This window comes from Pseudomonas sp. CFBP13528 (genome assembly GCF_005233615.1).
Classification (GTDB): domain Bacteria; phylum Pseudomonadota; class Gammaproteobacteria; order Pseudomonadales; family Pseudomonadaceae; genus Aquipseudomonas; species Aquipseudomonas fluorescens_AM.
This window is the reverse complement of the sequence record NZ_QGAJ01000011.1, coordinates 171,883-184,865: the sequence shown is the minus strand read 5'-3', so window position 1 is coordinate 184,865 and position 12,983 is coordinate 171,883. Positions and strand designations below refer to the sequence as shown.

The window sequence follows — 12,983 nt, the reverse complement described above, 5'->3', positions numbered from 1 at the left end:
AGTGTCACCTATGTGAGTGCACTTTTTTGTAACCCATGTGGTTGACCCGTACATGCCCCACCACTCGGCACCTCGCTTAGGCTCGGTGTGCCCGCAATCCGCCATGGATTTGGGGGGCCGCCGCCACGCGCCATCCATGGCGCGGGGCGGCTAAACCGGCATCCCTGCCGGTTTACCCCCCAAATCCATGGCGGATTACGGCCAGCGTGGTTTGACGGGGCGCCTAAGATCAAAAGCAGATCAAGATCAAGATCAAGATCAAGATCAAGATCAAGAGCGGCTCGCTTCGCATTGTGGTTACCGTAGGGGGCTGCGAACTGCAGTTGTGTAGGTAAATGCGCAGCGATGACGCCTTAAAATGCAAAAAGCCCCGCCATTCTCATGGCGGGGCTTTTGTTTTTTCAGCGTGTCACTCAGTACTGCGGGTCGCCCACATGCAGGATCTTCATGCCATTGGTGCCACCGGTGGTGTGGTAGCTGTCGCCCTTGGTCAGGATGACCCAGTCGCCTTTCTCTACGACGCCGCGTTTGACCAGCTCGTCGATGGCTTTCTGGCTGACTTCGTTCGGTGCCAGCGATGCTGGATCGAAAGGAATGGTGTACACGCCGCGGAACATCGCCGCGCGGGCCTGGGCTTCGCGGTGTGGGGTGAACGCGTAGATCGGCACCGAGGAACGGATGCGCGACATGATCAACGGCGTATAGCCACTTTCGGTCAAGGCGATGATTGCCTTGACGCCCGGGAAGTGGTTGGCGGTGTACATGGCCGCCAGGGCGATGCTCTGGTCGCAGCTTTCGAAAACCTTGCCGATGCGGTGGCTGGAGGTCTTGCTGGTGGGGTGCTTTTCAGCGCCGACGCAGATGCGCGCCATGGCCTGCACGGCCTCCAGTGGGTACGGGCCGGCGGCGCTTTCAGCCGAGAGCATCACGGCGTCGGTGTAGTCGAGCACGGCGTTGGCCACGTCGGACACTTCGGCGCGGGTCGGCATCGGGTTCTGGATCATCGACTCCATCATCTGGGTCGCAACGATCACCGCTTTGTTGTGGCGGCGTGCGTGCAGGATGATTTTCTTCTGGATACCGATCAGCTCGGCGTCGCCGATTTCCACGCCCAGGTCGCCACGGGCGACCATCACGGCGTCCGACGCCTTGATCAGGCCATCGAGGGTTTCGTCATCGGCCACGGCTTCGGCGCGTTCGATCTTCGCCACCAGCCAGGCGGTACCACCGGCTTCGTCGCGTAGTTTACGGGCGTATTCCATGTCGGCGGCGTCGCGCGGGAAGGACACGGCGAGGTAGTCCACTTCCATCTCGGCGGCGAGTTTGATGTCGGCCTTGTCTTTTTCAGTCAGGGCCGGTGCGGTCAAGCCACCGCCGCGACGGTTGATGCCTTTGTGGTCGGACAGCGGGCCGCCGATGATCACGGTGCAATGCAGTTCGGTCGGGGTCGCGGTGTCGACGCGCATGACCACGCGGCCGTCATCGAGCAGCAGTTCGTCGCCGACGCCGCAGTCCTTGACCAGGTCCGGGTAGTCGATGCCGACGATGTCCTGGGTGCCTTCCGTCAGCGGATGGCTGGTGGAGAAGGTGAATTTGTCACCAATCTTCAGCTCGATCCGCTTGTTGGCGAATTTGGCGATACGGATCTTCGGGCCTTGCAGGTCACCCAGCAGCGCCACGAAGCGGCCGTGTTTGGCGGCCAGGTCACGCACCAGCTTGGCGCGAGCCTTGTGCTCGTCCGGGGTGCCGTGGGAGAAGTTCAGACGGGCAACGTCCAAACCAGCCAGAATCAGCTGTTCGAGGACTTCCGGCGAGTTGCTGGCCGGGCCAAGGGTGGCGACGATTTTGGTACGACGGACGGACATGCACAGACTCCTGAGTTCAAGCGCTGGGGAAGGCTACTATGCTCTTTCGTTGTAGTCATTGTTCGTTTGCACTACTTATTGACGATCGGCTTGTTTTTGCTGCGGTTGAAAAGACGAACGCCCTTGAAGATTTTCGACGCGGGGTCGATACACTGCACAAGACAGGAGAACCCCATGCGAATTTTGCTCGTTGCTGCCCTGGCCGTCAGTGTTGTCGGCTGCACCCGCTGGTCAATGGACCACCATTTGAACAACGCTTACCGCGCCTATGGGGTGGGTGATTGTGCGCGGGTCACGCTGGAGTTGTCCCAGGTCGACCGCGAGAGCCGCACCCGCCGTTATGTGCAACCCGAGGTGTCGATGCTGCGCGGGCAGTGCCTGGAACGGCAGAAGCTGTTCGTCGATGCCGCGCAAACCTATCAATTCATCATCAGCCAATACCCGTCCAGCGAGTACGCTTACCGCGCCCGTGCACGGCTCGATACCCTGCGCCAGTTGGGGCATTACTCCGGCGCAAGTGTGGCGCAACCACAGCCGTCGTCGCTGTAGTGATATTTGGCGTTTGATAACTGGCCTGGTGCCAGTCTTGGGCTATTCTTTGAATGTCTGTTTGTACAACTTTCTATTCAAAAGAATGCAACGTCCGGATTCGGCAGCGGTCTGGTGACAACGGCTCGTTTCGAATCACTGGCTTTATGGGATGGCGACCTCACCATGTTTATCGAACGACGGATCGAACGGCATCAGTTGCCTTATTTCTTGCAGGTGTTCAATCGGCTTACGGACAAGCCAATCGGTTTTCTGGGCGACGTTTCCGAAGCCGGGCTGATGCTGATCAGCCAGTTACCGATGATGATCGGCGCCGACTTCGAGCTGCGCTTGAAGATTCCCGGGCCGCACGGCGAGTTACAGACCGTCGATCTTACCGCGACCTGTCTGTGGAGCCGTGAAGACGTCAACCCGCAGCATTACGACTCAGGGTTCCGCGTGCTCAATGCATGCGAAGAATACGCACAGCTGATCAGCGCCTTGTTGCATTACTTCAGCTTCGATCCGCTACAGGCATCCGTCTGAACAGCAGGTGCTGTCGGCTATGGCGGCTGCGCCCACCGTGGCCGTGCGCTTGCGTTCAGAACACGCCGGCTTTTTTCCAGCGCAGGTAACGCGTCACCAGCGCGGCGCCCAACGCTGACGGCAGGCTATCCAACACTGGTAGCCCATGGGCACCCAGGCGGTCATGCAGCTGGTTGCGCGTGTTGAGGTAGTCAATTGCGCCGCTGTAGGCCAATGCTTCGGGCAGGGTTTGGACCGGGGCCTGGCGCAGTTGATCGAGTACGTCCTCTCGCAAGCTCGCGATCAGCACCCGATGGTGCCGGCCGATGCGCTTGATCGCACTCACCAGTGCTTCATCGTCTTCATCGCGCAGGTTGGTGACCACGATTACCAATGCGCGGCGTTTTTGCCGAGCCAGCAATTGGCTGGCGGCGGCCTCGTAGTCAGCTGTCCTGCGTGTGCTTTGCAAGTCGTAGACCGCATTGAGCAAAACGTTCAACTGGCCGCTGCCCTTGGCCGGCGCCAGGTAACGCGGCTGATCGCTGGCAAAGGTACACAACCCTACGGCATCGCCTTGGCGCAGGGCGACGTAACTCAGTAACAGGCAGGCATCCAGCGCGTGGTCGAAGTGGGACAACTCGTCGTCCTGGCTGCGCATGCGCCGGCCGCAATCGAGCATGAACACAATCTGCTGATCACGCTCATCCTCATATTCACGGGCAATCGGCGTGCGTTGTCGTGCCGTGGCTTTCCAGTCAATCTGACGCAGGCTGTCACCGTCGCGGAACTCGCGTAATTGATGAAACTCCAGGCCCGGTCCACGTCGCTGATGCTGGCGTACACCCAGTTGGCTCAGCCAGTTATCCACCCCCTGCAAGTGCGCACCGGATAACCGCGCGAAGTCCGGGTACACGCGAGTGGCGTCCGGGACTTCTAGCCAGCGCCGCGCCGACCACAACCCCAAGGGGCTGGGCAAATGGATTTCGCAGCGGCTGAAGCTGAAATGCCCACGTCGCACGGGGCGCACGCGATAGCCCAACTCACCACGCTCGCCTGGGCGCAGCGAAATGGATTGCGGCAGGTTATCCACAACCAGCCCGTCGGGCACGTGATCGAACACCTGCACGGTCAGCGGCTGTGGATAGTCGTGTTCCAGTGACAGGCGCACTTCTCCCCAGCGCCCCAACGCGAGGCTACCGGGCAGCGTCCTGTGCACGCGTGCCGAAGGGCGGCGGCGTAACCGTATGGCATCGAGCATCGCCAGCAACAGCAGGGCCAATAGCAGCCCCCAGGCGATTGCGTGCAAGGTATCAGGCACCTTGAACTGCAAAGCCATCGACGCGCCCAGCAGGATACTGAGGGCCAACAGGACACCCAGCCAGGTCAGGAACAGACGGGTCGGTTTCATGCCGGCGCTACTGCCTGGGGGCCGCAATCTGGTCGAGCAACTGCTTGATCACCTGGTCCACCTCCAGGCCATCGATGTCCAGTTCGGGTGCGAGGCGTACGCGGTGACGCAGCACTGCCAGGGCGCATCCCTTGACGTCATCCGGGGTCACGAAGTCGCCGCCGCGCAACAGCGCACGGGCACGGGCGCCACGAATCAGGGCGATAGAGGCCCGTGGGCCGGCGCCGATAGTCAAGCCTGGCCAACTGCGCGTGGCCCGCGCCAGGCGTACGGCATAGTCGAGCACCTGTTCATCCAGAGGCATGCCGCTGGCGATCTGCTGCATCTGTACCACGTCTACGGCCTGCAGCACGGTACGCAAAGGTTGCACATCGAGCATGTCGGCCCTGGACGAGCGGGTCACTTCGCGCACCATGTCCACTTCCTGTTGGGCGTCGGGATAGTCCATGCGCACCTTGAGCATGAAGCGGTCCAGCTCAGCTTCGGGCAGCGGGTAGGTGCCTTCCTGCTCGATCGGGTTCTGGGTGGCAAGCACCATGAACGGCGCGCCGATGGGTAAGGCCTCGCCCTCCAGGGTGACCTGGCGCTCCTGCATGGCTTCGAGCAGTGCGGCCTGGGTCTTGGCCGGGGCGCGGTTGATCTCGTCGGCCAGCAGCAAGTGGGTGAACAACGGCCCCTTGCGCAGCTTGAACTGTTCGGTCTGCAGGTCGTATACCGCGTGGCCGGTGACATCGCTGGGCATCAGGTCCGGCGTGAACTGGATGCGTGCGAAATCGCCGCCGAAGCAACGGGCCAACGCACGCACCAGCAACGTTTTGCCTAGGCCGGGTACACCTTCTAGCAGCACATGCCCACCTGCAATCAACGCAGTGAGCACGTCATCGATCACCGCGTCCTGGCCAATGACTGCCTTGCGTAATTCAATGCGCAGGGCCTGGGCCTGTTGGCTGGCGTTTTGGATAGTATTTTCTGCGGTCAGGGTTGTGGCCGTTGGAGAGTCGCTCATAGGGCATTCCTGAGTTTTTGCAGGCACGCCACCTGGCGGCTGAAATCGGCGCTGGAGAGCCGTTTCAGCGCAGGTGCGCCGAGTGCCTGGCGGATGATAGGGGAGGGTTGTCGCGTCAGGTGTTCCAGCACCTGGCATTGGTCTGCCGTGTCGAGGTGTTCAAAGCCGGGGTGACGGCGCCGTGCGGTGCGCAGCAGGTCCTGCTGCAAGGCTTGCAGCAAGGCGCCCTGGCCGCTGCGGCGTAGCAGGAAGTCGGCGCTGGCGCGCAAATGCTCCTGTAGCTGTCGACGCGCCTTGGGCGCCGGCGCCAGGATCGGGCCCTGGCGCATGCCGGCGTGCCAGAGTGCCAGGGCAATCAGTGCGACCAGCGCGACGAGGGCCTGGGGGAAGTAACGGACCAGCAGGGTAAGCAGGTTGTCCGCATCGCTATTGAACAGCAGGGTGACGTCGGTGCCCTGGTTCAGGTACCACAGCAACCAGGCGTTGTCGTGTTTGCCGATATCTGGAGTTTTCCACAGGTCGCTGTCGGTGAGCACCGTGACGCGGCCTGACCCGAGGTCAAGTTGCATCAGATGGCTGGACTGGACGCTGTTGGCTGAAAACTGCGCCAGGTGCCTGGGGTCCGTCAGGTTGAAGGCGGTGTCGAAACTGAAATACGCCGGCGCGGTTTCATTGTCGACATACAGTTTGGTGAGGTCCGGCGCGATTTTTTTGCGCGGTGGCGCCGGCTCGTCGAAGTCATCGCTGAAGGTCTGGCGAAGATTGAGACGATCGAGCAGCAGGTCGCCGCTTTTGCCGGTCTCTTCATCCCATATCGCCTCGGCCACCAGCAGCAGGTGCCCCCCGGCTTTTGCCCACGCCAGCAGTTGTTCGACCTGGCGTGGGCTCATGTTGCCACGCTCCCCCAGCAACAGCAGGCTATGGCCCGGGGCGGGCAAGTCCGCAAGCCGCTCAAGCCCGTTGGCATGCGCCACCGTCAAGCCTTGCTGCCCCAGGAAATGCTCGGCCGCCAAATAGGGATTGGCCAGTGCCTCCGGCGACGGGCCGCGGTCCACCACCTCCTCATAAGGAATTGCCTTGTGCCAGGCATACAGGCCGCCCGCTCCCAACAGGCAAGCCAGCAGCGCGGCTATCCACAGTAATGGCCGGTTCATTGGCTGGCCCTGCTACTGAAGAGTGCGCGCCAATCGCTGCACAGCTTTTGCCGGGCGGTATCGGGAGGCAGTCGATGGCCGTAGGCGAGGTTTTGCCAGTGATCAGTCAATTCGCGACTGAATGCCAGCAACTGCGGTTGCTGCAAATGATCAATGCGCTCCAGCACCTGGCCCTCGGTGTCGGCACCTTTGAGTGGCAGGTTGAATTCGTGCAGCAGTCGGCTGAGCAGGCCGCGATACAGCAAGCCAAGGGCTTCGCGCGGTTGGGTGGGCCACAGCTGTTCGGCGGCGCTGGCGATATCATCGGGCAACGTCTGGATCCCCACTTCCAGGCCGAACAACTGGGCAGGCGCAGGTTTTGCGGTTTTGGGTTGAGGTCGCCGCCTGCGGCTGACAAACGTGCGCAGCCATTCACGGTAGCGCCACATCACCAGGGCCAGCCCGCCAATCACCACGCTCCATAGCAGTATCTCCAAGCCTTGGGCCAAGTGCTTGAAGGCATCGCTGTTGAAGTTGTCGAGCAATTGCTGGAGCCAGCCAGGTAATTTACCGTCGCCGTGGGTTTTGCGGGCCGTGGCGGGTTTTTCCTCGCCAAAACGATAACGGGTGACGGTTTCCTGATTCTTGAACGGCGGGCTTTCCAGTGATGCTTTGATCGACTGCTTGGCCGCCTGGGTACTGAGTGGCTTCGGATCAGCGGTTTGATCGGCCAGCGCCGATGGGCTCAGTTGCACCAGTGTGAGACCGACGACCAGCAGCAACAGCGGTACGACGCTGCTCAGGCGTTGGCGCAACCGGCGAAATACCAGTTCCAGGTCCCAGGCCTCCAGGGCGGTGCGACGGTTGAGATACAGGCTGAAACCGCAGGCGACGTAGATGGGTTCCCAGAACACCAGCACCAGCGCATAGAAAGCGTTGCTCAGGTGTTCCAGCCATAGCCCCTGCGGGCCTGTCGCCAGTACCAGCCGCTGCCAGTCCCACTCCAGTTCGACCTGTTCCGGGATGAATAGGTAGAACAGCGCCATGCACCCGAACCACAGGCCGATCTCCAAATGCACCCCGATGATCGTCAACCAGCGCGGGGCACCTGCATTGCGCTGTTGCAGTACGCCCAGGCGCTGTTGACGCACTGGCCCATCCAGGCCTTCGAGCTGGCTCACCGGCAGCATGAAGCTGCGGCTCAGGCTCAGCCGGCGCCAGGTCAGGCTGGCAAACAGTTGCCCCTTGAGCAGGCGTGGCCACTGGCGAACGGCCTGTTTCAGGCTCGGCGTTTCACCGAACAAGGCCTTGGAAAGAACGTATAAGGGTAAGCGTTCGAAGGCGGGCTTCAGCCACCAGAACAGGAATAGGGCGTAAGACGGGTACTGCCACAGCAATGCGGTGAGCAGAATAAACACAGGCAGGCTGACCAGGGCCCAACTGCTCATCAGCACTGCACGATGTTCCCGGGCCATCAGTACGCCGAGGTCCATGGCTTCCCAGGAGGTACGCGGGCGGATCACCACGCTGGCGTCAGTCAGGCGCATGGCGAGTCCGGCCAGCGAAGATCAGGTAGGCGGCCACCAGCAACCACAGTGCGCTGCCCACCAGGTATTTGATCCAGGGCGCAATGCTCGTGGTGGATGACCAGTAGGCTTCGATGAACGCTGCGATCAGCAGGAACACCATGACCCCGCAGAGCATCTGCACGCTTTTACGGGCCGTCAGGCGCAGGGATTCGCTACGTGCCAGGGGCCCTGGCGCGATCAGTGACCAGCCCAGTTGCAGGCCTGCCGCACCGGCCAGTGCGATGGCGCTGAGTTCGAAGGCACCATGGCCGATCACGAATGACCAGAAGGTCTGGCCGTAGCCGATTTCACTCAGGTGTCCGGAGACGGCCCCGATGATCAAGCCGTTGAATATCAGGAAGAACACGCTGCCCAGGCCGAACAGCAAGCCGGCGGCAAAGGTCTGGAAGGCGATGCCGATGTTGTGCATCACGTAGTAGCCAAACATCATCCAGTCTTCGCTGGCGGCGCGTTCGGCCGCGCGGCCCAGGCGACTGGCGGCGGGGTCGTACATGCTTTGCATCTCGGCCACCTGTTGCGGGCTGACGATGCTGTAGATCAGGTCGGGGAACAGGTAGACCAACAGGGCTATGCCCAGCAGGCTGCCAAAGAACAGCAGGCTGGCGATCAGTACGAAGCGCCATTGTTCACGCACCAGGCGCGGGAAGTCGGCGAGGATGAAAGCCAGCACGTTCGCTGTCGTTTGGCTGCGATGGCGATACAGTTGTTGGTGCCCGCGCAGCGCCAGTTGTTGCAGGCGGTCCACCAGGTAGCTGCTGTAGCCGCGTTCCTGGGCCAGGGCCAGGTGTTGGCACAGGCGTCGATATTGATGAGGGAAGTCGGCCACCTCGGTGGCTTTGCCTCGCTCCAGCTGGTTCAGCTGTTCGGCGAACGTCTGCCATTGCTGCTGGTGCCGACTTTCAAAAAGGCTCTGCTTCATGTAGGCCCCAACAAACCATGGGCCACACCGTTGAGTTGCTCCACGGCGCGGGCTGGAGACACCTGCAAGGGCGCCGCGAGGATTGCAGCCAGTTCATGCACCCGCTCGACAGACAGGTCCGCCTGGCGTTCGGCGAAACCGAGGATGGCCCGCTGTTCGCTCAGTTCCAGCGCGAAGGGCAGGCGCAGGGGGGCTGCTTGAGGTATGGGCGGGCGGGCCAGCGACTGTTCGCGATAAACCACCAGCGTACCCGCTGCCAGATCGCCGAGCCGCTTGAAGTGCGGGTGTTGCAGGCAACTGATGGCGCCGAAGAAGTAGCCGAAGGGCAACATGTCGACAAAACGCAGGAGGTTGCGGATCAGTGACGCCGACCAGCCGATGGCGGTGCCGTCGTCCTGTACCACCCGCAGGCCCATGACCTGCTTGCCAGGCGAACAGCCCTGGTTGAGCACTTCGAACAGCACCATGTACCACCAGCTGATCAGGAACAGCAGCAGCGCGCCCAGGCCAAGCCCGAGGTTGCCAAGCAGCGCCAGGGGCACAAGCAGGATGCCCATGATCACGCCACGCGCGAGCAGATCGAAGGCGTAGGCCAATGCCCTTGGCGCGAGGCCGGCAGGGCGCAAGGGCAGGTCGATACCCTCGGGGGTCTCGATCTGGTAGCAGGTATCCAAAGGAGCTGTTGGCATTGCGATCCTTGGCAGCGCGAAGCAACTGAGAGACACGGATGCTAGCAGTGTCGAGGCGGGAAGCAACCCTTCAAGATTTTACTGGATATTTGTCCAGTAAAGGTATCGCTGGCCCCTGACACCTTGCAGCGCCTAGACTTTGCCGGTCTTCAGCACAGGAACAGCCCGTGACCTCCATTTTCTGGTACGACTATGAAACCACCGGGATCAACCCGCGCAGCGATCGCCCGCTGCAGGTAGCCGGCATTCGTACCGACCTCGAGCTCAACGAGGTCGGCCCGCCGATCAATCTGTATTGCCAGCCCAGCGACGATATCCTGCCCCATCCGGCAGCGTGTGCGATCACCGGTATAACGCCGCAGGTCCTGGCGCAGAAAGGCCTTGCCGAGGCGGATTTCATGACGCGGGTGCATGCCGAACTCGCGGCCCCCGGTACCTGCGGCGCGGGTTATAACACCCTGCGCTTTGACGATGAAATGACGCGCTACAGCCTGTACCGCAACTTTTTCGACCCTTATGCGCGCGAGTGGCAGGGCGGTAACAGCCGCTGGGACTTGATCGATGTGATGCGTACCGCGTATGCCCTGCGCCCGGACGGGATTGTGTGGCCCGAGCAGGACGGGCGCGTGACGCTCAAGCTTGAACGCCTGACGCAAGCCAACGGCATCGATCATGGCCAGGCCCACGATGCGTTGTCTGACGTGCGCGCGACCATCGCCCTGGCGCGATTGGTGCGGGAAAAACAACCCAAGCTGTATGAGTGGCTGTTCCAGTTGCGTAGCAAGCAACGGGTGATGGACCAGGTGCGCTTGTTGCAGCCGCTGGTGCACATTTCTGGACGCTTCAGCGCCGAGCGGCATTATCTGGGGGTGGTCTTGCCGTTGGCTTGGCATCCACGCAATCGCAATGCACTGATTGTGTGTGACCTGGGGCTCGATCCGCAGGCCCTGCTCGAACTGGATGCCGAGACGTTGCGCGAGCGCCTCTATACGCGGCGCGACGAGCTGGCGGAGGGTGAACTGCCGGTGCCGCTCAAGTTGCTGCACATCAACCGCTGCCCGGTCATCGCGCCCTTGAAAGTGCTGCGCGCGCAAGATCACGAGCGGCTGCAATTGGATAGGGAGGTTTACCAGGCGCGGGCGCTGCGACTAACTGACGCACAGGAAGTTTGGCGTGACAAGTTGGCGAGCGTTTACGCCGAGGAGGAATATGCACCGAATGCCGATCCGGAGCAGCAGCTCTATGAGGGTTTTATCGGCGACCGTGATCGGCGCTTATGTGAACAAGTTCGCCTGGCAGAGCCGGTACAACTGGGACGCCAGCAATGGCCGTTCGATGATCATCGATTGCCTGAATTATTATTCCGCTATCGCGCGCGTAACTTTCCTGAAACCTTGAACAATGAGGAGCAAGAGCGCTGGAGACTTTTCTGTCAGCAACGGTTGTCAGACCCGGTATGGGGCGCACCCAATACCCTGGCGGCATTTAAGCTGGCCCATAAGGAGTTGAAAAACAGTGCGACAGCGTTTCAGTGCCAGGTACTGGGTGAATGGCAAGACTATGCCGACTCTTTAGCGGCCCGCCTGAATCTGTAGCCGAGCAACTGCAAACATCCAGACAATAAAAAACGCCAGCAAGCTGGCGTTTTTAATGTGTCGCGTATCGGATGGGGTTCCGACCAGGCTTAGCCCAGCAGGGTAGCCCAACCTTCTACCACGTCACCGCCCCACTTGGCTTTCCACTCTTTCAGCGTCTTGTGATTGCCACCTTTGGTTTCAATCACTTCACCGTTGTGCGGGTTTTTGTACTGCTTGACCTTGCGAGCACGTTTGGTGCCGGTAGTTTTCACAGCGCCGCGCGGTGCTTTAACTTTCGATTCCGGATCCAGCAGCGCGATGATGTCACGCAGGGATTTGGAGTATTCGCCCATCAGGGTGCGCAGTTTGCCTTCAAATTCCAGCTCGGTTTTCAGCTTGTCGTCTTGCGACAGGTTCTTCAAACGGGCTTGCAGCTCTTTGATAGCTTCTTCGGTGGCGCGGTATTCGTTGATCAGAGACATGTGGACTACCTTATGTAGAACGCTGATTGACAGGGTGAGTGGCCTAATAATAGTCAGGCAATTTCATCAAGTAAACATTTAAGCAGCTATTCGGGTGAATTAGAGTGAAGTTTTTCGCAGCGCTGTGCAGTCGAGTTAATTAGTGGGGGGCGCGGCTAAAAACAATCAGCTTAATTCTGCTAAGTGCCGAGCGTGCGTGTGTAAGGCCATATAACGGTGGTAAAACCTTACGCTATTAAGGGGTGTTGCCAGCGCCGGGGATCAGAATAAGGCACAAGGAGTACTGCAGTTTTTCTGCGCAATCGCTAGAATGGCGGCCTTTGCGAAGTTCTGGAGTTTCCCCCTAATGCGCACTTTTCGGCTGGTGATTGCTTGCCCGGACCGGGTTGGCATCGTTGCCAAGGTCAGTAACTTTCTGGCTTCTCATAACGGTTGGATCACCGAGGCGAGCCATCACTCGGATGATCTCAGCGGTTGGTTTTTCATGCGTCACGAAATTCGTGCCGATACCTTGCCTTTTGGTCTGGAAGCTTTTCGTGAGGCGTTTGCGCCGATCGCCGAAGAGTTTTCGATGACCTGGCACATCACCGACACAGAACAGAAGAAACGCGTCGTGCTGATGGCCAGCCGTGAATCCCACTGCCTGGCGGACCTGCTGCACCGCTGGCACAGCGATGAACTCGATTGCGAGATCGCCTGTGTAATCTCCAACCATGACGACCTGCGCAGCATGGTCGAGTGGCATGGCATCCCCTATTACCATGTGCCGGTCAACCCGCAGGACAAGGAGCCCGCATTCGCCGAGGTATCGCGCCTGGTCAAGCAGCACGATGCCGACGTGGTGGTGCTGGCGCGCTACATGCAGATCCTGCCGCCGGAACTGTGCCGCGAATACGCCGGCAAGGTGATCAACATTCACCACAGCTTCCTGCCGTCGTTCGTGGGGGCCAAGCCTTATCACCAGGCGTCCCTGCGCGGTGTGAAGCTGATCGGCGCGACCTGTCACTACGTCACCGAAGAGCTGGACGCCGGTCCGATCATCGAGCAGGACGTGGTGCGCGTCAGTCATAGCGACAGCATCGAAGACATGGTGCGTTTCGGCCGCGACGTCGAGAAGATGGTGTTGGCCCGTGGCTTGCGTTATCACTTGGAAGATCGCGTATTGGTGCACGGCAACAAGACCGTGGTGTTCTGACCGACGCGTTTTGATTGAACAAGCAGGGGCCCGGGAGTAAAACTCTCCGGGCCCTTTTCATTTTCAG

12 protein-coding genes are annotated in these 12,983 nt (G+C 60.6%); 4 read left to right on the top strand and 8 right to left on the bottom strand.

What is annotated here, in order from left to right:
* Positions 1-413 precede the first annotated feature (413 nt).
* Positions 414-1,865 carry a pyruvate kinase gene (gene pyk / locus PspCFBP13528_RS19830; RefSeq protein WP_065887576.1) on the bottom strand — a complete coding sequence of 484 codons (1,452 nt, stop codon included), beginning with the start codon at positions 1,863-1,865 and terminating at the stop codon, positions 414-416.
* A gap of 174 nt (positions 1,866-2,039) precedes the next feature.
* Between pyk and PspCFBP13528_RS19825 the strand changes: the two genes are divergently transcribed.
* Both PspCFBP13528_RS19825 and PspCFBP13528_RS19820 read left to right on the top strand, forming a co-directional pair.
* On the top strand, positions 2,040-2,414 hold the full coding sequence (locus PspCFBP13528_RS19825) for a hypothetical protein (protein WP_065949307.1): 375 nt from the start codon (positions 2,040-2,042) through the stop codon (positions 2,412-2,414).
* 165 nt (positions 2,415-2,579) lie between these two features.
* A complete protein-coding gene (locus PspCFBP13528_RS19820; RefSeq protein WP_065949308.1) occupies positions 2,580-2,939 on the top strand; it encodes a PilZ domain-containing protein in 360 nt (119 codons plus the stop codon).
* A 55-nt stretch (positions 2,940-2,994) separates the two neighbouring features.
* Here PspCFBP13528_RS19820 and PspCFBP13528_RS19815 read toward each other — a convergent pair whose 3' ends face one another.
* The 6 genes from PspCFBP13528_RS19815 to PspCFBP13528_RS19790 are packed head-to-tail and all read right to left on the bottom strand — an operon-like array spanning position 2,995 to position 9,662.
* Positions 2,995-4,326, bottom strand: a complete 1,332-nt coding sequence (locus PspCFBP13528_RS19815) for a DUF58 domain-containing protein (protein WP_101219925.1) — start codon at positions 4,324-4,326, stop codon at positions 2,995-2,997.
* A gap of 7 nt (positions 4,327-4,333) precedes the next feature.
* Entirely contained in the window at positions 4,334-5,332 is a 999-nt protein-coding gene (locus PspCFBP13528_RS19810) for a MoxR family ATPase (RefSeq protein ID WP_101219926.1), read from the bottom strand.
* Positions 5,329-6,486, bottom strand: a complete 1,158-nt coding sequence (locus tag PspCFBP13528_RS19805; RefSeq protein ID WP_101219927.1) for a DUF4350 domain-containing protein — start codon at positions 6,484-6,486, stop codon at positions 5,329-5,331. The genes PspCFBP13528_RS19810 and PspCFBP13528_RS19805 overlap by 4 nt, the downstream gene beginning before the upstream one ends.
* Complete coding sequence (locus tag PspCFBP13528_RS19800; RefSeq protein WP_137201293.1) at positions 6,483-8,012, bottom strand: DUF4129 domain-containing protein; 1,530 nt, start codon at positions 8,010-8,012, stop codon at positions 6,483-6,485. Before PspCFBP13528_RS19800 ends, PspCFBP13528_RS19805 begins: the two co-directional genes overlap by 4 nt.
* On the bottom strand, positions 7,999-8,973 hold the full coding sequence (locus tag PspCFBP13528_RS19795; RefSeq protein ID WP_101219929.1) for a stage II sporulation protein M: 975 nt from the start codon (positions 8,971-8,973) through the stop codon (positions 7,999-8,001). Before PspCFBP13528_RS19795 ends, PspCFBP13528_RS19800 begins: the two co-directional genes overlap by 14 nt.
* Complete coding sequence (locus PspCFBP13528_RS19790) at positions 8,970-9,662, bottom strand: RDD family protein (protein WP_101219930.1); 693 nt, start codon at positions 9,660-9,662, stop codon at positions 8,970-8,972. The genes PspCFBP13528_RS19795 and PspCFBP13528_RS19790 overlap by 4 nt, the downstream gene beginning before the upstream one ends.
* A 167-nt stretch (positions 9,663-9,829) precedes the next feature.
* Between PspCFBP13528_RS19790 and sbcB the strand changes: the two genes are divergently transcribed.
* Positions 9,830-11,257: an exodeoxyribonuclease I gene (gene sbcB, locus PspCFBP13528_RS19785; protein ID WP_137201292.1), complete on the top strand. Its 1,428-nt coding sequence runs from the start codon at positions 9,830-9,832 to the stop codon at positions 11,255-11,257.
* 89 nt (positions 11,258-11,346) lie between these two features.
* On the opposite strand, the gene mvaT is transcribed toward sbcB, so the two are convergent.
* A complete protein-coding gene (mvaT, locus tag PspCFBP13528_RS19780) occupies positions 11,347-11,721 on the bottom strand; it encodes a histone-like nucleoid-structuring protein MvaT (protein WP_003175830.1) in 375 nt (124 codons plus the stop codon).
* 346 nt (positions 11,722-12,067) lie between these two features.
* Between mvaT and purU the strand changes: the two genes are divergently transcribed.
* Complete coding sequence (gene purU / locus PspCFBP13528_RS19775) at positions 12,068-12,916, top strand: formyltetrahydrofolate deformylase (RefSeq protein ID WP_019821236.1); 849 nt, start codon at positions 12,068-12,070, stop codon at positions 12,914-12,916.
* Positions 12,917-12,983: the final 67 nt, after the last annotated feature.

Excerpts from the sequence above, each read along its gene's own strand:
- pyk (WP_065887576.1), bottom strand. The coding sequence starts at position 1,865 with ATGTCCGTCCGTCGTACCAAAATCGTCGCCACCCTTGGCCCGGCCAGC.
- PspCFBP13528_RS19790 (WP_101219930.1), bottom strand. The coding sequence starts at position 9,662 with ATGCCAACAGCTCCTTTGGATACCTGCTACCAGATCGAGACCCCCGAG.
- PspCFBP13528_RS19805 (WP_101219927.1), bottom strand. The coding sequence starts at position 6,486 with ATGAACCGGCCATTACTGTGGATAGCCGCGCTGCTGGCTTGCCTGTTG.
- PspCFBP13528_RS19795 (WP_101219929.1), bottom strand. The coding sequence starts at position 8,973 with ATGAAGCAGAGCCTTTTTGAAAGTCGGCACCAGCAGCAATGGCAGACG.
- mvaT (WP_003175830.1), bottom strand. The coding sequence starts at position 11,721 with ATGTCTCTGATCAACGAATACCGCGCCACCGAAGAAGCTATCAAAGAG.
- PspCFBP13528_RS19810 (WP_101219926.1), bottom strand. The coding sequence starts at position 5,332 with ATGAGCGACTCTCCAACGGCCACAACCCTGACCGCAGAAAATACTATC.
- PspCFBP13528_RS19800 (WP_137201293.1), bottom strand. The coding sequence starts at position 8,012 with ATGCGCCTGACTGACGCCAGCGTGGTGATCCGCCCGCGTACCTCCTGG.
- PspCFBP13528_RS19815 (WP_101219925.1), bottom strand. The coding sequence starts at position 4,326 with ATGAAACCGACCCGTCTGTTCCTGACCTGGCTGGGTGTCCTGTTGGCC.
- PspCFBP13528_RS19825 (WP_065949307.1), top strand. The coding sequence starts at position 2,040 with ATGCGAATTTTGCTCGTTGCTGCCCTGGCCGTCAGTGTTGTCGGCTGC.
- PspCFBP13528_RS19820 (WP_065949308.1), top strand. The coding sequence starts at position 2,580 with ATGTTTATCGAACGACGGATCGAACGGCATCAGTTGCCTTATTTCTTG.
- purU (WP_019821236.1), top strand. The coding sequence starts at position 12,068 with ATGCGCACTTTTCGGCTGGTGATTGCTTGCCCGGACCGGGTTGGCATC.